The organism is Sediminispirochaeta smaragdinae DSM 11293 (genome assembly GCF_000143985.1).
In the GTDB taxonomy this organism is placed as follows: domain Bacteria; phylum Spirochaetota; class Spirochaetia; order DSM-16054; family Sediminispirochaetaceae; genus Sediminispirochaeta; species Sediminispirochaeta smaragdinae.
Genome location: NC_014364.1, coordinates 1,148,747 through 1,171,859 on the forward strand (window position 1 = coordinate 1,148,747; position 23,113 = coordinate 1,171,859).

Below are 23,113 nucleotides of genomic sequence, written 5' to 3' on the forward strand. Positions count from 1 at the left end.
ATGAAATTTCAATTTCCTCATGAAGATATCGCGTATATAATGATGATAGAAAGTATTTCTTTTGCATCCCCGAGTAGAGGAGGAGCGTATGGCTAATTACTATTATCTGACAGTGTATCCTATGGAAGCTCTTATTGTCTCTGAGCTTGATCCTGAGCAGTTTGCCTCATACATGGCAAACGGCACGAGAAAGGGTTCGGCAGAGGATCTGATGTTCATCGAGGTTCGGGAGAACTTCAGTGATGTATTCGACTGGGAGTATGCGCGGCAGCGTTGCGTACCCCATAGCGACGGTAGAGCGAAGAATTCGGTATATCTCGGGGTATACAGAATTCTCGAACATGCCTCTCTGGATGTGTTGGGTGATTTGTACCTGGTAACCCGTGACGGCAGATCCTTGCGGATAGCTAAAGAGGCCTACACAGAGCCCAGACTCTGGAAGGGATTTGCCCTCTACAAGGAGCTGTGCCCTGTATCGCCCCTCGTTGTCAGCGCCCTCAACCCAAAGCATTTCGGTCAATATATGACAAGTCCGAAAAATAAGGTCATGATTCCCACTTTGGTATATGCCTCCCTTAAGGTGATCGACCTGGAAGATCGCGAGAATACCGGGAATGTCGGTGGGCTTTACGATCACAACATCGAACATCTGAAGTCTTGTATCAACGACCTTACATCCGGGAAGGGAAAGATGACCAAGGTTGTGGACCGTTCCTATTCCGCTGTCTTCAGCTATCAAGTCATTAGAGAAGGGATCTATGTCGCTTCGAATGAAGAGGTGGTTTTTTATCCCATGCCGGACCGTGAGACCCTGAAGCAGCAGCACTATGACTGGGCACGTTCGGCTTTGATATTCTAATCGGATTCCATCAGCCTAAGGCCGGTGCATAAAATCCCTGCTGTTGCCCAACAGCAGGGATTTTATTTCATGTACCGCTCCTGTCTTGGTGAAATCGACTTTCCATATCTCGCCATTGTTCGGAAACGTGGTCGGATAGTGGGGGAGGGTATGTTTCAAGACGGCATGAATAAGCCTGAGGGCAATGGCGTGAGTCACAATGAGGACCTTCTGATTCGCCGGGAGCTCTTCCAAGGAGTGGAGAAAATCTTTTACCCTGGCGGCTATCATGGCGTAGGATTCTCCCCCTTCGGGACACCAATCCCATCGCTTAAGAGGATCGCTTTCGTATGATTCAATGGTTTTTACCTCGTCGTACCCTTTTCCCGAAAAAATTCCAAGGTCGTGTTCCGATAATCGATCATCGGTCTCGATAGGGAGTGAGAAGGCCTTGCCGAAGGACTCTGCCGTTTCAACCGCCCGTACAAGCGGCGATGAGATGATCCTGTCCAGAGAGGTCTCCCGTTTCAATTCCGATGCTATTAAATCTGCATCGTGTTTTCCTTCGGCGGTGAGGTGATACGGAAGCCTGCTTGCCAAAATGCGTTCCTTATTTGCAACACTCTCCGCATGACGGATAAGATAGAGTACCATTACTGTTCCTCCGTTGTTTTTTCTACATGTCGGCGATGGTAACTTCGACGCCTGCCGATGCAAGCTGCGAACGGAATTCCGGGGCTAAACCCGGATCGGTAAAAAGTTTGTTTACATCGGAAATCGGCGCTATGACGGCCGGGGCTACCCTGCCTACCTTGCTGTGATCGGTGACGACCCAAACGCTTTTTGCCTGGGTTACATATAGAGATGCTGTATGGGCTTCCTGCATAGTATACGTCGAAATTCCTCGATTAATATCTATGCCGTCTACGCCGATGATCGCAATATCGAGATTCAGCTCCGACAGCGTCCGGTCCGCCACGTGTCCGACTAATTCATAGGATCTTGATCGCAGGGATCCTCCCGTCACGATTACCTGAGCCTTTTGGGAAGGGGCGAGTTCCATGGCAATATTGATGGCGTTCGTTATAATGGTGACCTCTTTCCCTTTTAAGTGTTTCACTACGGACATAAGGGTGGTCCCGCCGGTACAACCGATGACGCTTCCTTCCGGGATTGCTTCGGCTGTGGCAATTCCAATGGCCCGTTTTTCCTGGGCATAGGCTAATAGTTTTGAATGAAAGGGGAGCTCTTCGTCGGAATCCACCAGACGTGCCCCTCCATGGGTCCGCTGTAAGGATCCTCTCTCCTCCAGCACATCCAGGTCGCGTCGTATCGTTGCTCTCGAAACCCCGAGCAGTACCGCTAATTCATCTCCATCGACGATTTCCCGTTTCCCTAATTCACTTAGAATAAGTTCGAATCGTTTTTCCCGAATCATGTTTCCTCTCTCCTCGAAAGCATAACCGAAATCTTGATTTGATACAATATGTGCTCATTAATAAACTAAAACGATCAAAAACGATTAAAAATAGCATAATTTTTATTGACAAATGATTGTTTGCTTCATAGTATATCAAATAACAACGAAAAAAGAGGAGCATATGGCAATTCCTATTAATACGCTGACAAAGCATCTCGATGAGTATCATCGAGAAATACACGGGTGTATTCATACCGCAACAGAAATTATGGCTCAGCCTGCGCTATGGCGGCAGACCGGGGCTTTAATAGAGAAGCTCCTTCCCAAGCTCGTTTCTTTTTGGGGCCCGAGCTCGAACCTCCTTTTTTCCGGGGCCGGAAGTTCTCACTATGTCGGAATGTCGATCACCCCGGCATTGAAAAGAGTTTTTTCGACGGTAGAAGCTATTTCATCGACCGAGATGGTGATGGATCCCGAATCCTCCTTTCCCCGCGAAGAATTTGTCCTTATCTCTTTTGCACGTTCGGGAGAAAGCCCTGAAACCAATGCCGTTATATCGTTGGCCGAGAAACTGCGTCCCGGCTCTGTTAAGCATGTGGCTATCACCTGTAACCCCGATGGCTCATTGGCACACATTGTCGACGGCTTGGGGAAAAGGGGATTTGTCATAGTCCTTCCTGAAGGAACAAATGATAGGGGTCTGGCGATGACCTCTTCCTTTACCTCAATGGCCGTGGCTGGTTTCATGCTGCGTGCCGTGGTGCATGGTGATGTCGGCAGGTACCGGGAAAAGGTCGATGCTTTGGCGAACATAGGGGAACGGTTTCTGAATGATTTTCCTGAGATGGCATCGCGTATGGTTCGGGAAGGTTTCCAGAGAATCTTTTTTGTGGCATCCAGGCCTTGTTTCGGGGGAGCCTTGGAGGCCCATCTAAAAGTTCAGGAGCTCTCCGGGGGGGAAGTTATGGCAAAGGCCGAGGATACGTTAGGATTTCGTCACGGCTTTATGGCAGCCGTCAATTCGGAGAGCTTACTTGTTATTCTCTTTTCATCCGACCCCTATCGGCGATTGTATGAGATCGATTTGGCAAAAGAACTTCGCAAAAAAAAGATGGGAAAGAAGATAGTGGCAATCTGCAATAAGAGGGAGGATATAGAGGGCCTTGCCGATTATATCTTCCAGACCGATTCAGCCATCGATTCCGATGATGATAACCGTGCCATGATGGTAACCCTGGCAGGCCAGATCATCGGATTTTTTGTTGCATTATCATTGGGCCTCAACCCCGATGCCCCTTCGCCGGAAGGGGTGATACATCGTGTGGTGAGCGGCGTTACGATCTATCCCTATTCAACTAGTGAGAATAAAGCGTAATGCGTGACATTTTTGAAGAACTCATAACGGCCCGAGAAAACGATGATCCCTTTAGCCTCTATTCGGTATGCTCGGCAAATCAATTGGTTCTTGAAACTGCGGTGCGTCGTTCCGTACGTAGTGGACTGCCGCTCCTTATCGAGGCTACGGCCAATCAGGTGAACCAGGAAGGCGGTTACACGGGTATGCGCCCTTCCGATTTTGCCGCAAGGCTCCAGGGGCTATGCGACCGTTACGGAGCAGATCGAGAAAGCATTGTTTTCGGCGGCGACCACCTGGGTCCCTATCCCTGGAGGAAACTGGCGGCGGAAAAAGCCATGCAATCGGCTGAGACACTTGTACGGGCCTTTGTTGCTGCGGGGGCCCGTAAAATACACCTCGATGCAAGTATGCATTTGGGAGGGGATACCACCGCCGTTCCTGATCCGAGGATCGCTGCATCGCGGGCGGCACAGCTTTGCAGGGCCGCGGAAGATGAATATGAAAAGGCGGCCACAAAGGGCAAGCCTTTTCTTCCTCCCGTCTATGTTATAGGAACGGAGGTTCCTGTTCCCGGGGGGACCCTGGATGACGACGCTGAACCCGAGACTGGGCCAGCTCCTACAAGCTATGCATCGCTGCTTTCCACCCTTGAGCTTCATGAAGAGGCCTTTTACTCGTTTGGGCTTCATGATGCCTGGAGGCGGGTCATCGGGGTTGTTGTGCAGCCCGGATTGGAGTTCGGTTCGGAGATCGTCCATCCGTACAAAAGAAGGCATGCCGAAGAGCTCAAGCAGATCTTTTCGGTGAAAGCAAATCTCTTTTTCGAGGCACACTCTACCGATTACCAGAGCAGTGAGGCGTTAGGCGCTCTGGCCCGTGATGGGTTTGCTTTCTTAAAGGTCGGTCCGGCCCTGACCTTTGCATATCGTGAAGCTCTTGTCGGTCTTGCCTATATCGAACAACGACTTCATGGAAGAAGCAAAAATCGAATTCTTGAATCCTTGTCCCTTATCATGCGCCGCAACGACAAGTACTGGCGTGACTACTACGCCAAAGGGGATGATACAGAGCTCATCTTTTCCTTATCGGATCGGGTCCGATACTACTGGGACGATCCCGTGTTAGTGCAGGAGGTCGAACAGCTCTTTCAGTCCATTGATATTCACGAAAGAGTTACACCGGGGCTCGTTTCTCAATACTTACCCCGTTTTTCCGGTCCTCACACTACATCCATGTTTCTTTCAGGCCTTCATGATCCCCGCGAATTCGTTATGTACGCTATTGATGCCGAATTATCACGCTATGAACAAGCGTGCTTTTCGAACAGAGGATGTGTTCATGCCGAATAAGCTCGTTTCTTCCGACTTTTTCGAAAGGGAATCAGTCCTTGCCGCCATCCTTTTAACTCCCGCTTTGCTGATTGTTTTGGGGGTACTTATATTTCCAATGGTTACTTCCCTGGGACTAAGCTTTACCGATTTGAAGCTTACGAAACCGGGAAGCGGGATTTTTATCGGCTTAAAAAATTATATAACGGCCCTCAAAGCCCCTCTGTTTTGGGCTTCGATGTTGCGTACGACTATTTTTGGTGTTTCAACTGTTCTGACGGAGACCTGTCTGGGGGTGGCAATCGCCATGTTGCTTAATCAGAAATTTGTGGGGAGGGGATTCGTACGGGGGCTTGTCATCCTTCCCTGGGCGCTGCCCTATGTGGTAAACGGCATCATGTGGAAGTGGATTTTTGATGCGAATTACGGGGCTTTCAATGCAGCATTGACCCAGCTCGGTCTTATCGATACATACAAAATCTGGCTGGGAAACCCAAAGGCCGCAATGGTCATCGTCATTTGCGCAAATATATGGAAGGAGACCCCTGTTGCCGTTATTCTCATACTTGCCGCTTTGCAGTCTATACCGGCAGAACTCTATGAAGCCGCAGCCATTGACGGTGCAAGAGGCATGAAGCGTTTTTCTCGAATAACACTTCCCTTGCTCAAACCGATCATTGTTACCTTGATTATCATCAAGACGGTATGGGCACTCAAGGAATTTGATCTTATCTATATCATCACAAAGGGCGGGCCTGCAAACGGTACCAATATGTTTTCGTACTACATATATCAGAATACCTTTCAATTCCTTAATTTCGGTTATGGCTCTGCCCTTGCGTATCTACTGACAATCCTGACGATAGGACTCTCTATGCTTTATATGAAAAGTTTGAAAGGAGGCTTGGATGTCGAAGGGTAAGTACAAAACCTGCCCCGGCAGGGAACAGAACGGGGAGCTATGTGATGGTTGGCGAATATAAAAAGGGCGGCCTTGTATTACTCTACGCTGCGGTGTTGTTTGTCTGTTTGAGCATATTGATTCCATATCTCTGGCTTGTCATCAGTAGTGTCTCCCATCGGGTGGAGTTAACCTCCATACCGCTAAAATGGATACCCGATTCGTTAAATCTGGAAAATTACCGCCAGATTGTGACCGGCAGCAGCGGTATCAATGCCTCGCTGAAATATGGATTACTCAACAGCCTGATCATCGCAGGGGTTGCTACCCTGTTTTGCCTTTTTGCGGGCTCCCTGGCAGCCTATGCCTTTTCACGGTTGCGGTTCCGGGGAAAAAATGTCGTCTTTTCATTTATTCTCGTGACGCAGGTCATGCCGATGATCGTGCTGATCATTCCAATTTACATCATCATGAGCAAGATCGGGTTGCTGAATACCATACCGGCCCTCATCATAGCGGACTGTGCATTTATTCTTCCCCTGGTGATTTGGCTGATGCGCAGTTTTTTTGAGTCTATTCCCAGAAGTCTGGAAGAGATGGCGTGTATCGATGGTTGTTCCCGCTTTGGAACTATTTTCAGAATTGTTATGCCCCTATCCACACCGGGGCTGGCGGCAAGCGGGATATTTGCCTTTATCATTGCCTGGAATGAGTTCTTTTCTGCCCTGATTCTTAGTTCCACAATCAAGTCGAAGACCATCAGTGTGATTATTTCCGAATATTCAAGCAAGGTAGGGGTGGATTATGTTGCGATGGCCGCGGCAGGTGTTGTTGCCAGTATTCCTCCCGTCCTTTTGGCCTTGTTGTTTCAAAAATATATTGTTCAAGGCTTAACCGCAGGATCTGTAAAGGGATAATCGTTTCGACTTTCTAAAAACAATCCCCGTAAAGGGAAAGGAGTGTTTAGTATGAAAAGGAAGGTAATTGCTCTTCTTCTGGCGCTTATGCTGGTGGGAGGAACGCTTTTCGCATCGGGGGATGCCGAGAGTGCGGAAAGAATCACGGTGATCATGCCTCGCCATGAGATGGACTTGGTGGGCATTTGGGAGCGGCAAACAAGAGAGTTCGAAGAGTCCACGGGAATCCAGGTGGAGTTCATTCAGATGTCATGGGATGAGGTCCAGACCAAGGTCATGACCGACCTTGCAGCGGGCGGCAATTCCTATGACGTGATTGAATTCGACAATGGCTGGGTTGAAAAATTCGCTGCTGCCGGTTGGGTGGAACCCTTAAATGATTACGGTGATAGCGACTATTTTAACACCCTTTTGCCCGGCTTGTTGAATACCTTTACGGTAGACGGAAAAATTCTTGGAGTCAGTTGGAATAATGATACCCGTTTTTTCTTCTACAACAAAGCAATGTTGGAAAAAGCGGGAATTACTGCTCCTCCCAGAACATGGGCGGATGTTGTGGCACAGTCCGAGAAGCTGAAACGTGCAGGGCTTACCGATTACCCGATAGCCGAATACTGGAACCAGGAATGGGCCCTTGCAAACTCTTTGGCTTTTTATCTTTACAGCTTTGGGGCGAACTACTTTGATAAGGATGGAAACATCACGATTAATAAGCCGGAAGCTGTGGAAGCCCTGCAGTTTATGTACGATATGCTGTATAAACAGAAGATTGTCAATCCTTCCAGCATTACCCTTTCACAGGAGGCCGCAGCCGACCTCTTCTACCGCGGTTCGTCCGCATTTTTCTTTCAGGGACCTCCCAGTACATTCAGCTATGCCAATGACCCCACGAAGTCACAAGTCGTCGGAGATGTAGAGGTTTCCGAATGGCTTCCCGCAAAGGCAGTTGGTCTGCAGGCGACCCTGACCCTTCCCGAGGCCTTTGCCATTCCAAAGGCAAGCGATAATAAAGAGGCTGCATGGAAGTATATTCGCTATATGATCTCTCATGATCGCGATAAAGAGCGGGCCATGGAGATCGGAAGTTTGCCGCTGTTTAAGCGTTCCTACAATGATCCCGATTTACTCGAAAAGTACCCCTACTGGGTTCAGTTTGGAAAGCAGTCCGCCGTTGCTCAGGCTCTTCCCCTCGTGGACTGGTATGATGAGCTTGTACAAAAAACAATTGTTGCGGTGCAGCAGATGTTCCAGGGAACAAAGAGCGCTCAGGATGTTGGGGACGAAATCGCCGAATTTCTAAAAGGCAGAGAATACAACGGCATGATCCTGCATGAGTAGTATATAATTCTGACCATGGAGGAGCCTTAGCGATAGGGCTCCTCTGCATATTTCCGTAGAAAGAAATTACGTTCCTTCAATCACCAGGATTCGGAACAGTAGGTAAGGAGAGCCCTGTGCCAGAAAAAGTGCTTTTTGCCGGTGATGCAAACATTGATTTCATTTTTTCCGATCTCGATACCCCGCCTCAGGAGGATAGGGAGGTCTTCTGCAAAGGATATACGACCGCGCTCGGCGGTTCCGGTACCATAACCGCTGCCGCATATGCTCGACTGGGCGGATCGTGTGATTTCTGCGGCCTGCTGGGAGATGACACGAACGGCCGTCAGGTCATGGAGTATCTCAGGAATGCTGGCGTCGGGCTTACGCTCCTGCGGCGCATGGAAAACCTGGAGACTGGTATCACGGTGAGCATGATACATGGTTCGACTCGTACCCAGGTGACCTATCGTGGAAGCCTTGATGTAGCGGATGAAACAGAGACCCTCAAACAGGAGATGCACGACTACGGTCATCTCCACCTCTCCGGGATATACGGGACAACGCAATTCCTCCCGAATGTTACCCAGGTTCTGCAAGCCGCATATGATAAGGGATTGACGACTTCTCTTGATACACAGTGGGATCCCTCCCAAACATGGCCGTTTGCCGATCAATGGCTGCCCTATATCACGTGGCTTTTTGTCAATGAATCGGAAGCAATATCCCTTGCAGTTAAGCACTGCGGGATATCGGATAGGAAGCCTGACTGGGAAATGGCATGGGAAGCCCTTGCTAAGAAGACCCCTTGTCCAATCATTAAACTGGGACCAAAGGGAAGCTATATGGGAGGGAACCTTTACCCCCCCGTGGATGTCGATCACGTATATGATCCTACAGGTGCCGGAGACAGCTTTGCCGCGGCGTTTCTGTATGCAACGATCGCAGCGGGACAGGATGCCTGTCGGGCAATTCACCTTGCTCAGGCCGCAGGAGCCCTGGCCTGTACCTTTCTCGGCGGTAATTCCGAAAGGTTTACCCGTGAGAAACTCTATTCGATGGTGGAGAACCCCCTCCTTTAAACTTTCTTCATACAATTTTCTCTATGCCTATGGTATCATAGAGGGGCGAGGGATCACTATAGATGAGATCGCAAAGATCTCCCTCTTCCTCTCATTATGATTGGAGTGCTGTATGACGGAAAATCTTCAACTCCTTGAACTGGTTGAAAAGGAACAGCTGGACGAAGTGCTGCGCGGTTTTACCCAGATCACGGGGGTTTCGAGTTTCATCATCAGTCCCGAGGGCGAGCCAATCAGTGAACAGTACAATTGGACGCATCTGTGTAGTGACTATTGCCGGTCCACAGAGAAGGGAAAGCAGCTCTGTTATAAAAGCGATCGCTACGGGGCAGAGATGTCGGCGAAGCTGAAAAAGCGTGTCAGTTATACCTGTCTGAATGCCGGATTGATCGATTGTACCTCGCCTATCATCGTTGGAAACTACCATATCGCCAGTTTTATGTGCGGCCAAATCCTCTATAAGCCCATCGATGAGGATTGTGCCCGGCGGCATGCCTGTGCAATAGGAATCAAAGATCTTGATGGCTATCTTCAGGCCGTCAGCAGTATTCCGATTATCAGCCCCGAACGGATGGATGCCATTGTCGATTTCCTGCAGGTGATAACCCGAACGATAAGTGAACTTGCTTGGAATACGTATGTTCATTCCAAACAGACACGGCGTTACCTGGATCGGATCATCAATATGGTCAGCGATGGAATTGTCTCGATTGATACGCAGGGGCGAATTTCCATGGCAAATGATGCCGTCGGCTACATGACGGGCTTTAACAAGCATGAGATCATTGGCCAGGACTTTTCCGAATTCCTCGGTGATGATGATTCGCTGTCGACCTATGAGAAGATGCTTTCCACCGTTAGGGAAAAGGGCCATGGTAGGGCGGCAATACAACTTGCCACTGCCTCAGATAAGAAAATCCCCGTCCAGGTCTCCTTTGATAAGGATAAAGAGCAACAGGCCCACCTTGCCTGTGTGGCGGTATTACGGGATGTTTCTCAGGAGTTTGCCATTGAGCAGTTGAAGGAAGATCTCATCGGTATGATGACGCACGATCTGAAAAACCCTGTTTTTTCCATCCAGAAGGCGATGCAGCTTTTATCCTCCGGGGTTCTCGGAACCCTGAATCCCGAACAGGATGAGGTGGTAAGGCTTTCTCTTGGTACGACTCAACAGCTTTCGCGAATGGTCATGGATTATCTTGATATCTATCAGCATGAAAATGGCGAACTGCGGCTTCGTAAGGAGATCTTGGATATGCGAACGATACTCAGGCAGAGTATCGACCAGATAGAATTAATTGCGCAGGAGAAGGACGTCGCTATTGTGTACAATCCTCCGACGGCTGCGTTGAATTTCATGGGCGACCGCTTGCGTCTTATTCGCATATGTCTAAACCTATTGGAAAATGCCATAAAATTCAGTCCTTTTGGCGGAACGATTCACATCGAAAGTCGCTATGTTTCTCCCCGTGATTGTCCCTATCTTTCGGAATGCCTACTTGATCGGGAAAAAGATGAACAACACTACGTATTGACGGAAATGAGCGACCAGGGGCCTGGTATTAAAAAGGGTGCCGAATACGCCATTTTTGATAAATTTTCTACTTCCAGATGCCGGGATTCCTGCATCCCGGGAGGGGGGGGACTTGGGCTTGCCTTTTGCAAACTGGCGGTAACGGCTCATCACGGTGTGATCGGGGTTGCTTCGCCTGTCTGTTCGGATCGGAAAGGAGAGCTCTACGGAAGCCGTTTCTACTTTCTTCTCCCTGCCGATACGAAGATCAAATTTCAAACGGCGGGTATCGAACTATAGTAGGACGATAAGAGGCGTATCAGAAAGGGGGATGGTATGGAAGGAGAAAAGCAATCAACGATTTTTATCTGCGATGATCATCCTCTCTTTCGCTGCGGTCTGCGTTTAAGTCTGAATCAGCTGTCGAATCTTGAGGTCGTCGGTGAGGCGGAGAACGGCTTTGACGCGGTGGAGCGTATCATTGCTTGTAAGCCGGATATGGCATTGGTCGATGTCGATATGCCGGGGCTCTCCGGAATCAGTGCCATCAAGGTTCTTCGCAAGGCCCTGCCGAAGTTGAAAATTCTTGTATTGTCGGCACTCGAGGATGATCACTATGTCCGTGATGCCATGGCTGCCGGTGCCGACGGCTACCTCCTTAAGTGTGTCGATATCGATGCCCTGGTTCAGATTATCGGCAGCCTCTGTAAAGGGATTCCTGCGGTTTCTCCCTACCTACTGAATCTGACCATTGATGATCTTTCTGACGCAAAGGATTCCGGCTCTTCTCTGACCACAAGAGAGAAGGATGTTTTACGATGTATGCTGGAAGGAAAAGAGAATAAAGAGATAGCGGATGAGCTTTTCATCAGCTGCGAGACGGTAAAAAGTCATATAAAACATATTTTCCGCAAGTTAGAGGTGACCAACCGGGTCCAGGCCGTTCAGGTTGCCGCAGAAAAAAAGATTCTTAACTCTTAGTACAGTCAATTAATTACTGCAGGGATCATATCCTCTTAAAATCCCCCTTTTGGGGGATAATCTTCCCCCCTTTTGTGCGATTTACCGCTGGTTGTACCTCTTCTATAGTGTAAGCAGATATGTAGGAGAACAAGGGAGGTTCGAAAATTATGGTTAAGGTCGACGAAGAGGGCGGCGCCAGAAGAATAACGCTTCACATAAACGATGATGAGCACCATTTGGTCGTCGAACCCCAAGAGACCCTGCGTGAGGTTTTGCACGACAGGATCGGCTTAACAGGAACGAAGGAGATGTGCGATAGAGGTGCCTGCGGCTCCTGTACCGTAATCATGGACGGCAGGCCGGTGCTTTCCTGCATGACGCTGGCGATTGAATGCGAGGGACACCGGATTGAAACCATCGAACAGATCAACAAAATGGGGCACCCGCTGGTACAGGCGTATGCCGACAACCATGCAATGCAGTGTGGCTATTGTACTCCGGGTTTTGTGGTAACGGCGAAGGCCTTGTTGGACCGAAATGCAAATCCGTCGAAGGAAGAGATTATTTCGGCTCTGGAGGGCAACATCTGCAGATGTGGAACATATCCGGCGCATGTAAGAGCGGTGCAGGATGCAGCCAAAAGATTACAGGAGAAGGAGGCAGTCTGAAATGTCCGACGAACCGAAAATCATGGAATATGAGCCCCTGGTTCATGACAGATACATCCCGGAAGCCTTTGAGTTTCTTGGAAAACGGGGCATAGCGCGAATGGACGGCAGGGAAAAAGCGGGCGGTACGGCTCAATATACCCGTGATGTGAGCCTTCCCGGCATGCTCTATTGCAAGATCATGATGTCACCCTATGCGAATGCCGTTATCAAAAGTCTCGATACATCAAAGGCTGAAGCCTTGCCCGGAGTACGTGCGATTTTACGTTTCGATGACCCGGAGCTGCAGAACAAGGCGCTGCTCGGGACGAATACGAAGTTTAATGCGGGCCACCTCGCTTCTGACGGGCAGGCTTTTTACAAAGGCAAAGAAGAACTTGCCGTTACCCAGGAGCAGTGGATGCAGGGGGGCGGTCGGGTTCTTGACGGCTTTGCATGGTGGGAAGGTGCCCATTCGGGTGTTGCCGTCGCCGCCGAAAGCCTTCAAATAGCAGAAGAGGCTATTAATCTGGTAGAGGTTGAATGGGAAGAGCGGGATGTGGTTCTTAATCCCATAGAGGCCCTTAAACCCGGTGCTCCTCCCGCTGCCCCGGAGCTGAACGACAAAAACAACATGCTCAGAAAGGTTCGTATCGAACACGGGGATGTAGAGAAGGGTTTCCAGGAAGCGGATAAGGTTATCGAATTCAGCATCAAGCGGAACCCCTATTCGGTAGCCGACGCCGAGCCCATGAGTGATGTCATTCTCTGGAGGGGAGACAACATGGAGATTTGGGCCCATCAGCAGCAAGCCTATGACGGGAAGTGCCTGCTGAGCGCGGTAACGGGCGTTCCTCTCAATAAGATAAAACTCCATGTTCCGTATCAGGGCTGCCATTTCGGTGGAGGCGGAAACCCCATGATGCACCATACCCACGGGTTGCATGTGGTCAGTGCCATCCTATCGAAGCGCACAGGGCGGCCGGTCAAAACCCTCTACAATCGACGGGACAATTTTTATTCCCTTTCTCAGGATGCGGATTCCAATACCCACTTCAAGGTTGGTTTTACGAATGACGGAACCATCACTGCGGTCAAGATTGATAATATTGTGGCAAAGATGGGACAGTACGGTATCGATCACTTTGAAGACAACACCCGTATTCCCAACCTGCTTCTTAACTACGTAGAGGCCCAAACAAATGTTGCACCGGCCTGGTGGTTCCGCTGCGAACAGAACCACAACTGTTTCTGCTTTAGTGCGGTCTTCGCTCACGTTGCTGAAGCAACGGGCCTGGATCCGACGGTCGTTGCCCTGAAGAACGATGGTGTAGGCGGCAAGGACATGAAGTATCTTTCCAAATTCAAGAAAGAACACGGATTTCCGGATCGGGACAGCCTCGCCGAAATCATTAAGAAGGGTAAAGCGGCCATAGAGTGGGACAAGAAGTGGCATGAACCTGGAAAAAAGATGCTGCCGAATGGAAAGCTGCACGGCATCGGTTTTACCTGGGACCATGAATGGGACGACAACAGAGGATCTGCAAGTGCCGGGCTTATTATGCATTGTGATGGTACGGTGGACATCCTGGCACAAAAGTCGGACGACGGCGTCAATCCCATGACTACCCACTGTGAGATCGTTGCAGAGGAGCTCGGGCTGAAACTGGAAGATGTTAACTGGCGCTTTTTTGAAGAGACCGGTTTCCAGATGATGACTCCTGACGGTTCCTGCAACTTGTGTACCGACGCATATGTAAGCTGCAACATGGCAAGGAAAGCCAAGAAGAAACTCCTCGAATACGCCACAACACCCATCAAACTTATTGAAATTGAATATCCTCCTGCTTTTCCCAACCGAAAACCGGAAGAACTTGACGTCAAGGACAGTATGGTTTTTGTAAAGGCTGATCCGAGTATCAGTGTACCTGTAGCGGAAGTGGTCAAACGGACCGTATTGAATCAGGCCGGTAGCCGGGCTCCGCTCTTTGAGTGGGCCTATCACCGCCAGGGCCGCTATGGTTGTGAAGAGGGACGGCACCGTCTGTGTCGGCAGGGATATTTTTCAGAAGTTGAGGTTGATCCTGAAACGGGTGAAGTGGATATCAAGAAAATCGTCAATATCAACGACGTAGGCAAGGCCTTAAGTCCCGACACCTGCGAAGGCCAGCAATACGGTGGTGCGTATATGGGAGCAGGGCGAGGCATGGCAGAAGAGGTTGTGTACGACCCGAAAACCGGTGTCAAATTGAATGGTAATTTGATCGACTATAAGGTTTGGACATTTCGCGATATCGAAGCCACGGAAAACATTCTTGTAGAGACCGGAATGGGCTATGGCCCCTATGGATTGGTCGGTATAGGAGAGGATTGTGCTACTGTCGTTCCCTTTGTAATCGGGAATGCGATCCATAACGCTATTGGGGAATGGGTCGATGAACATCCGATGACGCCGAATAAGGTCATCAAAGCAATCCAAAAAGCCAAAGAGAAGGGGGTCTTCTAACATGGTACGGTTCAAACATTTTGACGCTTCAACAGTAGAAGAAGCGGTCGAGCTCCTATACAGGTTTGAAGGCAGGGCAAAAGTGATAGCAGGCGGTACAGATATCGTCGGCTTTTACAAAGACAATATCCTGCCGACACCCTACGAGGCATTAATCAATATCAAGACCATTCCGGGGCTCGAGGAGATAAAGGAAGAGGATGGGTTTTTACGAATCGGAACCCTGGTTAGGCTTGAAGATATCGCACACAATACAGCGGTCCAGGAAAACTATACTGCGCTGGCCCTTGCCGCACAGCATGCGGCCTCTCCCCACATCCGAGAAATGGGGACTATCGGCGGAAATGTCTGCCAGAATTCGCGGTGCTGGTATTTCAGAACCCCGAATAACCGTTTTTCCTGTGCCAGAAAGGGCGGAGATGAGTGCTTTGCTTCAGAAGGAGATAATCGTTATCACTCGATTTTTGGCGATGTAAAGGATTGTCTGGCGGTGAATCCGAGCGATACGCTTCCTGCACTGATTGCCCTTGGGACAAAGATCGTAACCTCCAAGCGGACCCTTGATATCACAGAGATGTTTCCGGAAAAGGATCCGACGAGAATGCATACTCTCGATCCGGATGAGATTATTACCGAATTTCAGATTTCGGCCCCTGCTGCTGGAATGAAGAGTTCATGGAAAAAGTTCGCTATTCGTAAGTCCATCGATTTCCCAGTTGTCAACTGTGCAGCCGCCGTTACCATAGCGGATGGAAAGGTTGAGGATGCGATGCTTTGCTTGAATGCTGTCTATTATAAACCCTACGTTCCTGCGAGGGCGGTCGCCTATCTTAAGGGGAAGGTCCTGGACGAAGAGGTCGCCGAAACCACGGGAGAGGCGGCCGTTTGGGGTGCAAAACCTCTGGCCATGAACGAATACAAAATTCAGATTGCAAAAGGTCTTATCAAACAGACCCTGTTGGCCTGCAGGTAGCCGGTTCATGAGGTCCGGCCGGTGTCGGCCGGGCCGTTTCGATGTAATAACGCCCAAGGAGGAAGCCCTGTGTCAACATTGTGGAATACCCGATATGAGGAATTGACTGAATTTATAAAAGAAAAGCCGCAGGTCGTTATAAAGGAGGACAGTGTCAGCATCGATGAGGCTGTACGGCAGGATTTTTATAAAAAGTTCAACAGCACGCGGAGCTCCTTCCTTGCCGAATACTATTCAGATTGGTTGGATGAAGCCCAATTTCTCAGCACAAAATATAGTAGAGTCGAAGGAGCGCTACGGCAACGACTGCAGCTGGAATCTATTCTTATGCCGGTTTCTTTACGGCGATTTCTTTCCGACCCGATAAACGAGGTTACCAGGGAGCTGTTTGATCCTCTTTTTGAATTACTTCAGGAAAAAATCGAACCGGAGGAATTCGAAATAAAGGCGCATGAAAATCTTCGCGATTCTTTTCGTAAACTGTATCAGACAGGGTATATCAACTGGTTTGTTCTCTCGCTTATGGAAAAAATCGAGCCTGAAGCCATCTTTTCCGTGCCCCTTCCCGAGCCTTCATCCAAGCAGATTATTAAACATCGTGATGAGGTTAGAGAGCATGTGCCTACGCCTTCTCCTACACGGACATTGGGATTTGGGGTGGAGCGTCGGGAGATTGTTTCGGTTCCCGATTTCATTGTCCATAGTGCGCGTCTTGGTAAGTATGTTGCATTTCGGACAAGCCTCGGAAAGGCAATCTGGAAGGCATCGTACTACAGCGAAAATCGAAACTGGTTTTCCATCGCCGACATGATTGACTCCTACGGGGTCTCCGAGCTGCAGCCGGATCTTTTACTCTACATTGGTGACAATCTTGAGGACCTCTCTCTTGTGGCGGATGCCGAGGAATTTTGCCGCCCGGATATGGTTGTTTTCTTTACCGATCAATTGACTGGAGAGAGGTATCTCATAAACAAAAAAATGGACGATGTAAGAATGGCCCATGAAATTCTCAAACCAGCTAAAGGGAGTGCTGTTATTGCAAAAGATCATTTGCCTCCTGAGGCAATAAAGGATCTGGACCGGCATACGGAAGTAATCCATTTCGGCTTTAATAATCTAAAGTGGGAGATAATGCTGCACCTGCTTGAAGTATGAGAAATCACGGAGGAAATCATGTCTCTTAACATCGTGGTATGTATAAAACAGGTTCCAAACCCCGATTATTTTTCAAAGATCACCTTGGATCCGGAGACCGGGGCGATTAGTCGGAAAAATATTCCAACGATACTGAACCCGGTAGATGAAAACGCCATAGAAGAAGCGCTCAGGCTTCGCGAACGATTTTCTGGGAAGGTCACGGCGATCAGCATGGGCCCGCCCCAGGCAAAGGAGGTTCTCGATTGGGCGTTGACATTGGGAGTCGATGAATCGGTGCTTCTCTGTGATCGGGCCTTTGCCGCGGCCGATTCGCTTGCCACCGCCTATGTCCTGGCTGCGGGTATCAGAAAGATCGGCAATGTCGATATCGTTTTGTGCGGAAACGAATCGGTAGACGGCGCGACCGAACAGGTGGGACCCCAGGTTGCCGAGTTGCTGGATATTCCCCACATCTGTAATGCGACGGATATCTCTTTGCCGAATGGCAGGCAGGCTGTGGTCAGGCGGAATATCGAGTATGGCCATCTGACAATTGAAGGGTGTGTGCCGCTCCTTATCACCGTGTCGAGGGAAATAAACCAACCGAGAACGGCCACGGCCGAAGGCATCCTTACCTTGATGGACAAGGTGTCGCGAACATGGGGGGTAAAGGACATTGAGGTGGACAACGACGCCATCGGGCTTGCCGGTTCTCCGACACGGGTAGGAAAGAGCTATGAGCAGAAACTCGAACGGGAACGAATGATTCTTACTGGTTCCGTGGATGAGATGGTCGCAGCTGCCATCAAAAGGCTCAAGGCTGAGGCGCTTGTATAGAGAGGGAGCGAAAGAATGAATGCAATACACGAGGTGTGGATCTGGGCGGAACAACGAGATGGAAGGCTGATGGATGTTTCCCTTGAGATTCTTGGAAAGGCTTCCGAACTTGCAGAAGAGATAGGAGGGGGTACCGCCGCGATACTCATTGGTGACGAGCTTTCGCCCCTGGCCCGGGAGTTGATCGCCTATGGTGCGGATAAAGTCTATCTTTTCAGCGATCCCCGGCTTACCTATTATCAAAGCGATGCATACACAAGGCTCATTAGCGATCTCCTTGAGAAACAGCAGCCGGAAATCTTGCTTTTGGGTGGTACCACCATTGGGATGGATCTGGCCCCCAGCGTTGCGGCAAGGATAAAGACCGGTTTAACGGCCCACAGCTGCAAACTCGAGATTGATAAAAGCGGAGACAAACCGTTATTGATGGCGGCCGTCCCCGGTTGGGGGGGCGGAATGATTGTCAATATCGCCTGTCCGGAACATCGGCCTCAAATGGTTACGGTGCAACAGGGCGTGATGGAGAAACCTCCGCGCGATGACCATCATTCCGGAGAACTCATCCCCATGGAAGTAAAACTCAATGAACGTGATTTTCGGGTGAAGTGCATCGAAATGGTTGAAACCATTCCGGAGGGGCCGCAAATCGATACCTCGGATGTTGTGGTCGTCGGAGGATACGGCATGAAATGCCAGGGATCCTTACTGCCCCTGGAGGAGCTGACTGATCTGCTCCACGGCGCCTTGGGCGGTACGCGTCCGGCCCTGGACGAGGGATGGATCCCCGAATGCAGCATGATCGGGGTGAACGGGAAGGCTATAGGTCCAAAGTTGTTGATTACCATCGGAACATCGGGTGCAAATCATTATACAGCCGGGTTTGTCAAAGCAGGTACGGTAATGGCCATAAACAGCGATCCGGATGCGCCGATATTCGATGTCTGCGATATCGGTATTGTCGGAGATGCTTTAGAGGTGGTTCCTGCGATGGTAAAGGCCTTGAAGGCCCTGTAGCCAAGAAGGCGGATCGCCGCCGGGGAGGATAGGTGTTCAGATGAAACAAGATGCCATTTTGATTACAAATCGGGATAATGTTGCCACCGCTTTGCGGGATGTGGAAGCGGGGCAGACCTGCCATTTCCTGAAAGGAGAACAGGCGGTGAGTGTGGTTGTGCAAGATGCCATTGTCTATGGCCATAAATTTGCCGTTGTGGATATTCCCAAGGGCGCCGACATCATAAAGTATGGCGAGGTAATGGGGCGGGCCACCGCAGACATTCCCCGGGGAGCCCATGCGCATGTCCAGAATATCGAAAGCCTTCGCGGACGTGGTGACCTGAAACATAAGGGAGGTACATGAGATGAATTTCCTCGGATATGCACGAAAAGATGGCGGCGTGGGAACTCGAAACGATGTAGGAATCCTTTCAACGGTGATTTGTGCGAATGAAGTGGCGGAAAGAATCGCTCGGCAGGTCTCCGGGACAACACCTTTTTTGCATCACCAGGGATGCTGCCAGACCCCCGTTGATATTAATAGAGTAACTGATGTCCTGATCGGATTGGGGAAGAATCCCAATCTGGCGGCAGTTTTGTTGGTCAGTCTTGGTTGTGAAAGTACAAACGTCGACCGGGTTGCAAAGTCCATCGCGGAAACGGGCAAGCCTGTTGAAATTGTTACAATCCAGGAAGAGGGTGGGGCAGCCAAGGCTGTCGCAAAGGGCATTCTGCTGGCCCAAGCTATGGTGACGGCGGTAAGCGAGCTGAAACGGGAACCCTTTCCCATCAGTGAACTGGTACTTGGCCTCAAATGCGGCAGTTCCGATACTACATCGGGACTCTCTTCAAACCCGGTCGTTGGAATCCTTTCCGATCTCATTGTAAAAGCAGGGGGGACATCTATTTTAGGAGAGGTAACCGAATTTATCGGCGCCGAACATCTTTTGGCACGCCATGCAAAGAATCAAGAGACTGCCGATGCAATTCTCTCTCTGGTGAACCAGATGGAGAACCGTGCCATGCAGATGGGCTTTGATATCCGGGGAGGCCAGCCGACCGGGGGAAATATCAAGGGTGGGCTCACGACCATCGAAGAAAAGTCTTTGGGAGCGATCGCCAAGGCGGGATCTGCAAAAATTCAGGCGGTGTATGAATACGGTGTTCGTCCCGATGTCGAAGGTTTGGTCGTCATGAACTCTCCCGGACGGGAACCGGAACTTCTTACCGGTTTGGCGGCGGCGGGAGCTACCCTCATCACATTTACAACGGGACGGGGGGCACCTCAGGGGTTTCCCTTCGTCCCTGTGATCAAGGTGACCGGAAACGAAAAGACGTGGAGTAACCTGAAAGACCACATGGATTTCAATGTCTCCCCGGTCATAGACGGTAGCGAGAGCCTTACGGATGCAGGAAACCGCCTCCTTGATGAGGTGGTTCGAGTTGCTTCGGGCAAAAAGACAAAGGCGGAAATATCAGGTTACACCAGTTCCATGGATATCTATATGACAGGGCCGGTTATATAGCCGAACCTCCTTTTATCCGACGAGACGCTTCGCCATGTTCACCCAGCCGGTTATGTTGGATGGATTCCCTCCGAGGGTATGGTTGTCTTTCATGATGATCTCGACAACGTTGTTGTCCCGCGATATTTCCAGCTTCCTTTTGAGTTCCTTTTCTGCCGTCTCCATGTCTATTTCGGGCTGGGCCAAGGGGGTGGGTGAGGGCTTCATGGAATAGATGTACTCTTTCCGTAAAAGCTCACTCATCTTTTCCGGATCGGCCCAGGGCGAAACCGAAACGCGTCTGAGATTTTTTGCGGCCTTAACAATATGGAATCGGGGGTCCATGCCTTCGCAGCATCCGTAGCAGGTGAGCCCGAAGCGCTCCATGATCTCTTTCTGATACGGGAAGATAAACTCGGCAAACATATCCGGAGAAATTCCTACGGTGATCTGACTCTCTGCCAGCCCCCACATCGTGGAGAGTTTCGCCGGTTCAAGGGACGGCAGTTCGTCGGTATATCCGAGTCCGCCGGAACCGATAAACGTGTAATTATTATTGGGATAGAGGAGTCCCCCCTGCTCCAGGAAGTCCAGTTTTTTGAGTGTCCCCTGCTGTAGTCGCTTCATTAAAGCGTGAATACCGTCCGGCTGATCAAAGAAATCAAGCATCATCTTGTCCATTCCCCGCAGCTGAGCGAACTCGTCGGTCATGCCAAAGGACCAGAACCATACGGTTCTGTTTTGTATTTTCAGAAAGGCGCCCATGATCTCTTCGGCAAGCTCCAGTAGTTTTTCCGTGGTGCCATAATCCACAACGATTTCCGGATCTAAAAGGTTATCGATTTCATCATAGGAATCCATGATGGATTCGATGTGGTAGGCTCCCCCGTCCAGTTGCGTGGTAAAGGCAAGACTCTTTTCTTCCTTGCCGCGGATTCTCCAGGGTGTTTCCGTATACACGTGGGGAAGATCAAAGACCGGTTCGACAACATAATCGTCGTTCATCTCGTCTCCCCAGAAGATTTGCTTTCGCAACGTAAGCTCCCAATGCCGAGCAATATCGTTTCGGCAGACCAGGCTCTCCTCCGGAATGATCTCATGCCAGCCGTTTTCAGGATCGGCAAAGACCATGGGACGTTCATTATCCAAGCGGTTATGTCGGCTCCAGAGCCTCTTCCTCTCTTCCATTTCCGGCCTTTCCGCAATCTCCCTGACCCGTGCCGCAAGGCGGGTCAGACACTCTTTATCCTGAGTGTCCATACGTAAATCACTGTAATCGCAGTCCGTATAATCGACACGCACATTTAAATGGCGATACATGGTCGTCTCCTTATCGTGTTTATATCGTGTACGTACACGATACGGTATCATAGTTTATGAAAAAGTCAAGAGATGTGTGGGAGGTCTTTTGTCGATGTTGATAGGGCCGAAGTCTCTATACTATTCTATGGTTTCATGAAATTAGCAGAACTGAAGGCTTGTTAGCGTATGATTAATGGAGGTTTATCATGGGAGAAACTAAAACGTTGGATGTGCCGTATCCAATACCCGGCGAGATCTTAAAAGAAGAATTTCTCGACCCTATGGCATGACGCCCTATAGCTTAGCGAGGGAAATTTTTGTCGACCCGTCCAGTGTTTATTGGATGATTATCCAAATGCAATATGATATGCAGATGTATAGAATTGCGGAACGCAAAAAGCCAAACGGTGATATTGGAAAAATCAAGCAGCACAAGACTACCTAGGGGTGAATACGAAAAAAACGCAAGGTACGTGAAGCTATTGATATGTGAAAACATCATGATATCATAGCAATGATGTTTCTATGAAAAGAGGATTCCATTGAAGAAGGTAACAGTTAAGGATATTGCCCGACTATGTGGAGTTTCTATCGGTAGTGTCGACCGGGCATTGCATAACCGAAGTGGTATAAACGCAGATACACGGGCACGTATCCTGCAGGTTTGTGAACAACAGGGATTTCGGATAAACCGCTTTGCCCAATCGCTTTCCCGGCAGCAGTATCGGCTGGCGGCTATCATCCCTGAGAAGGGGGATGAATTCTATCGGATCGTTGAACAGGGGCTTCGAACTGCGGCGGAAGAGCTGAAAGATCTTAATGTTCACCTTGAGATCACGAAAACGAAAAAACTGGGCTATGAGGAAGAAAATGCATGGATGGAAACCTATCTTGCAGAAGGGTTCCATGGTGTTGCCGTCTGTGCCGGGCACATGCGTCGCCTTAATGTGGTTATTGATAAATTGGTGAGTTCGGGTGTTCATGTCGTCACCATGGCTACCGATGCGCCGGAGAGTAAGCGGACCGCCACGGTTGCTGTTCCTCCGCAGAAGACCGGAGCAATCGTAGCATCCTACATGGGGCGATTCATTCATACTCCCGGAACAGTATGTGTCCTGACCGGAAGCAATCAGATAATGGACCATGCGTACAAGGCCGAAGGTTTTAAAGCTGCAATTAACGGTTACTGGCCACAGCTCAGGCTGGGAGAAATCCTGGAGACCGATGAAGATCCCTGCAGATTGAAGGCTGCGGTGAAAACACTCTGGGAGCGATATCCTGATTTGAAGGGCTTGTATTTGGTGACCTACGGTGGCCACTTTTGCGGAGAGGCAATGGAAGAGCTTGGAATTCAGAAGAAGATCACCTTTATCGCAACCGACATCTATCGTCGTCTATGGCCCTATCTGGAGCGGGGAACTATCGACATGTTGGTTCATCAGAATCCTTTTCGGCAGGGATATGAAGCCGTACAGCTTCTTTTCGACGGTCTCACCGGTAAGGAACAAGATCGAAAAGCATATAAGGTTTTTCCCGAATTCGTTATCAAAGAAACCCTGGAATTCTATCAATAA

Annotated in this window: 21 protein-coding genes; 18 read left to right on the forward strand and 3 right to left on the reverse strand. The window is 49.7% G+C overall.

Going from position 1 to position 23,113, the window contains the following annotated elements; all coding sequences use genetic code 11:
* The first annotated feature begins 88 nt into the window (after window positions 1-88).
* Complete coding sequence (locus SPIRS_RS05500; RefSeq protein WP_013253687.1) at window positions 89-859, forward strand: hypothetical protein; 771 nt, start codon at window positions 89-91, stop codon at window positions 857-859.
* Between the two features lie 15 nt (window positions 860-874).
* Here the strand turns inward: SPIRS_RS05500 and SPIRS_RS05505 are convergent, their stop codons facing one another.
* Complete coding sequence (locus SPIRS_RS05505) at window positions 875-1,492, reverse strand: histidine phosphatase family protein (RefSeq protein ID WP_013253688.1); 618 nt, start codon at window positions 1,490-1,492, stop codon at window positions 875-877.
* A 22-nt stretch (window positions 1,493-1,514) separates the two neighbouring features.
* Complete coding sequence (locus tag SPIRS_RS05510) at window positions 1,515-2,276, reverse strand: DeoR/GlpR family DNA-binding transcription regulator (protein WP_013253689.1); 762 nt, start codon at window positions 2,274-2,276, stop codon at window positions 1,515-1,517.
* Window positions 2,277-2,439: 163 nt separating this feature from the next.
* On the opposite strand from SPIRS_RS05510, the gene SPIRS_RS05515 reads away from it, so the two are divergent.
* The 16 genes from SPIRS_RS05515 to SPIRS_RS05590 all read left to right on the forward strand — a co-directional run bounded on the left by SPIRS_RS05515 (window position 2,440) and on the right by SPIRS_RS05590 (window position 20,258).
* Window positions 2,440-3,633 carry an SIS domain-containing protein gene (locus SPIRS_RS05515; RefSeq protein WP_013253690.1) on the forward strand — a complete coding sequence of 398 codons (1,194 nt, stop codon included), beginning with the start codon at window positions 2,440-2,442 and terminating at the stop codon, window positions 3,631-3,633.
* Complete coding sequence (locus tag SPIRS_RS05520) at window positions 3,633-4,964, forward strand: class II D-tagatose-bisphosphate aldolase, non-catalytic subunit (RefSeq protein WP_013253691.1); 1,332 nt, start codon at window positions 3,633-3,635, stop codon at window positions 4,962-4,964. Before SPIRS_RS05515 ends, SPIRS_RS05520 begins: the two co-directional genes overlap by 1 nt.
* The gene (locus tag SPIRS_RS05525; protein WP_013253692.1) at window positions 4,954-5,865 is read left to right on the forward strand and encodes a carbohydrate ABC transporter permease; all 912 of its coding nucleotides are present in this window, start codon (window positions 4,954-4,956) and stop codon (window positions 5,863-5,865) included. Before SPIRS_RS05520 ends, SPIRS_RS05525 begins: the two co-directional genes overlap by 11 nt.
* 44 nt (window positions 5,866-5,909) lie before the next feature.
* Entirely contained in the window at window positions 5,910-6,761 is an 852-nt protein-coding gene (locus SPIRS_RS05530; RefSeq protein ID WP_013253693.1) for a carbohydrate ABC transporter permease, read from the forward strand.
* A 51-nt stretch (window positions 6,762-6,812) separates the two neighbouring features.
* On the forward strand, window positions 6,813-8,099 hold the full coding sequence (locus SPIRS_RS05535; RefSeq protein ID WP_013253694.1) for an ABC transporter substrate-binding protein: 1,287 nt from the start codon (window positions 6,813-6,815) through the stop codon (window positions 8,097-8,099).
* A 116-nt stretch (window positions 8,100-8,215) separates the two neighbouring features.
* Window positions 8,216-9,160 carry a carbohydrate kinase family protein gene (locus tag SPIRS_RS05540; protein WP_013253695.1) on the forward strand — a complete coding sequence of 315 codons (945 nt, stop codon included), beginning with the start codon at window positions 8,216-8,218 and terminating at the stop codon, window positions 9,158-9,160.
* A gap of 112 nt (window positions 9,161-9,272) precedes the next feature.
* Entirely contained in the window at window positions 9,273-10,973 is a 1,701-nt protein-coding gene (locus SPIRS_RS05545) for a PocR ligand-binding domain-containing protein (protein WP_013253696.1), read from the forward strand.
* Between the two features lie 36 nt (window positions 10,974-11,009).
* Complete coding sequence (locus tag SPIRS_RS05550) at window positions 11,010-11,654, forward strand: response regulator (protein WP_013253697.1); 645 nt, start codon at window positions 11,010-11,012, stop codon at window positions 11,652-11,654.
* A gap of 149 nt (window positions 11,655-11,803) precedes the next feature.
* Window positions 11,804-12,304 carry a (2Fe-2S)-binding protein gene (locus SPIRS_RS05555; protein ID WP_013253698.1) on the forward strand — a complete coding sequence of 167 codons (501 nt, stop codon included), beginning with the start codon at window positions 11,804-11,806 and terminating at the stop codon, window positions 12,302-12,304.
* A gap of 1 nt (window position 12,305) precedes the next feature.
* Window positions 12,306-14,789, forward strand: coding sequence for a xanthine dehydrogenase family protein molybdopterin-binding subunit (locus SPIRS_RS05560; protein ID WP_013253699.1), 2,484 nt, complete (start codon window positions 12,306-12,308; stop codon window positions 14,787-14,789).
* A 1-nt stretch (window position 14,790) separates the two neighbouring features.
* Window positions 14,791-15,762 carry an FAD binding domain-containing protein gene (locus SPIRS_RS05565; RefSeq protein ID WP_013253700.1) on the forward strand — a complete coding sequence of 324 codons (972 nt, stop codon included), beginning with the start codon at window positions 14,791-14,793 and terminating at the stop codon, window positions 15,760-15,762.
* Between the two features lie 69 nt (window positions 15,763-15,831).
* Window positions 15,832-16,917, forward strand: a complete 1,086-nt coding sequence (locus tag SPIRS_RS05570) for a hypothetical protein (RefSeq protein WP_013253701.1) — start codon at window positions 15,832-15,834, stop codon at window positions 16,915-16,917.
* A gap of 18 nt (window positions 16,918-16,935) precedes the next feature.
* On the forward strand, window positions 16,936-17,736 hold the full coding sequence (locus SPIRS_RS05575) for an electron transfer flavoprotein subunit beta/FixA family protein (RefSeq protein WP_013253702.1): 801 nt from the start codon (window positions 16,936-16,938) through the stop codon (window positions 17,734-17,736).
* A gap of 15 nt (window positions 17,737-17,751) precedes the next feature.
* Window positions 17,752-18,750, forward strand: coding sequence for an electron transfer flavoprotein subunit alpha/FixB family protein (locus SPIRS_RS05580; protein WP_013253703.1), 999 nt, complete (start codon window positions 17,752-17,754; stop codon window positions 18,748-18,750).
* Window positions 18,751-18,790: 40 nt separating this feature from the next.
* A complete protein-coding gene (locus SPIRS_RS05585; protein WP_013253704.1) occupies window positions 18,791-19,096 on the forward strand; it encodes a UxaA family hydrolase in 306 nt (101 codons plus the stop codon).
* 1 nt (window position 19,097) lies between these two features.
* Window positions 19,098-20,258, forward strand: a complete 1,161-nt coding sequence (locus tag SPIRS_RS05590; protein ID WP_013253705.1) for a UxaA family hydrolase — start codon at window positions 19,098-19,100, stop codon at window positions 20,256-20,258.
* Between the two features lie 12 nt (window positions 20,259-20,270).
* Here SPIRS_RS05590 and SPIRS_RS05595 read toward each other — a convergent pair whose 3' ends face one another.
* Window positions 20,271-21,557 (reverse strand): hypothetical protein, encoded by a 1,287-nt coding sequence (locus SPIRS_RS05595; protein ID WP_013253706.1) that lies wholly within the window; start codon window positions 21,555-21,557, stop codon window positions 20,271-20,273.
* 524 nt (window positions 21,558-22,081) lie between these two features.
* Here SPIRS_RS05595 and SPIRS_RS05600 point away from each other — a divergent pair.
* A complete protein-coding gene (locus SPIRS_RS05600; RefSeq protein WP_013253707.1) occupies window positions 22,082-23,113 on the forward strand; it encodes a LacI family DNA-binding transcriptional regulator in 1,032 nt (343 codons plus the stop codon).

Coding starts and splice junctions, on each gene's coding strand:
- SPIRS_RS05515 (WP_013253690.1), top strand. CDS start 2,440: ATGGCAATTCCTATTAATACGCTGACAAAGCATCTCGATGAGTATCAT.
- SPIRS_RS05565 (WP_013253700.1), top strand. CDS start 14,791: ATGGTACGGTTCAAACATTTTGACGCTTCAACAGTAGAAGAAGCGGTC.
- SPIRS_RS05550 (WP_013253697.1), top strand. CDS start 11,010: ATGGAAGGAGAAAAGCAATCAACGATTTTTATCTGCGATGATCATCCT.
- SPIRS_RS05525 (WP_013253692.1), top strand. CDS start 4,954: ATGCCGAATAAGCTCGTTTCTTCCGACTTTTTCGAAAGGGAATCAGTC.
- SPIRS_RS05555 (WP_013253698.1), top strand. CDS start 11,804: ATGGTTAAGGTCGACGAAGAGGGCGGCGCCAGAAGAATAACGCTTCAC.
- SPIRS_RS05545 (WP_013253696.1), top strand. CDS start 9,273: ATGACGGAAAATCTTCAACTCCTTGAACTGGTTGAAAAGGAACAGCTG.
- SPIRS_RS05585 (WP_013253704.1), top strand. CDS start 18,791: ATGAAACAAGATGCCATTTTGATTACAAATCGGGATAATGTTGCCACC.
- SPIRS_RS05595 (WP_013253706.1), bottom strand. CDS start 21,557: ATGTATCGCCATTTAAATGTGCGTGTCGATTATACGGACTGCGATTAC.
- SPIRS_RS05575 (WP_013253702.1), top strand. CDS start 16,936: ATGTCTCTTAACATCGTGGTATGTATAAAACAGGTTCCAAACCCCGAT.
- SPIRS_RS05560 (WP_013253699.1), top strand. CDS start 12,306: ATGTCCGACGAACCGAAAATCATGGAATATGAGCCCCTGGTTCATGAC.
- SPIRS_RS05590 (WP_013253705.1), top strand. CDS start 19,098: ATGAATTTCCTCGGATATGCACGAAAAGATGGCGGCGTGGGAACTCGA.
- SPIRS_RS05535 (WP_013253694.1), top strand. CDS start 6,813: ATGAAAAGGAAGGTAATTGCTCTTCTTCTGGCGCTTATGCTGGTGGGA.
- SPIRS_RS05580 (WP_013253703.1), top strand. CDS start 17,752: ATGAATGCAATACACGAGGTGTGGATCTGGGCGGAACAACGAGATGGA.
- SPIRS_RS05520 (WP_013253691.1), top strand. CDS start 3,633: ATGCGTGACATTTTTGAAGAACTCATAACGGCCCGAGAAAACGATGAT.
- SPIRS_RS05530 (WP_013253693.1), top strand. CDS start 5,910: ATGGTTGGCGAATATAAAAAGGGCGGCCTTGTATTACTCTACGCTGCG.
- SPIRS_RS05510 (WP_013253689.1), bottom strand. CDS start 2,276: ATGATTCGGGAAAAACGATTCGAACTTATTCTAAGTGAATTAGGGAAA.
- SPIRS_RS05505 (WP_013253688.1), bottom strand. CDS start 1,492: ATGGTACTCTATCTTATCCGTCATGCGGAGAGTGTTGCAAATAAGGAA.
- SPIRS_RS05500 (WP_013253687.1), top strand. CDS start 89: ATGGCTAATTACTATTATCTGACAGTGTATCCTATGGAAGCTCTTATT.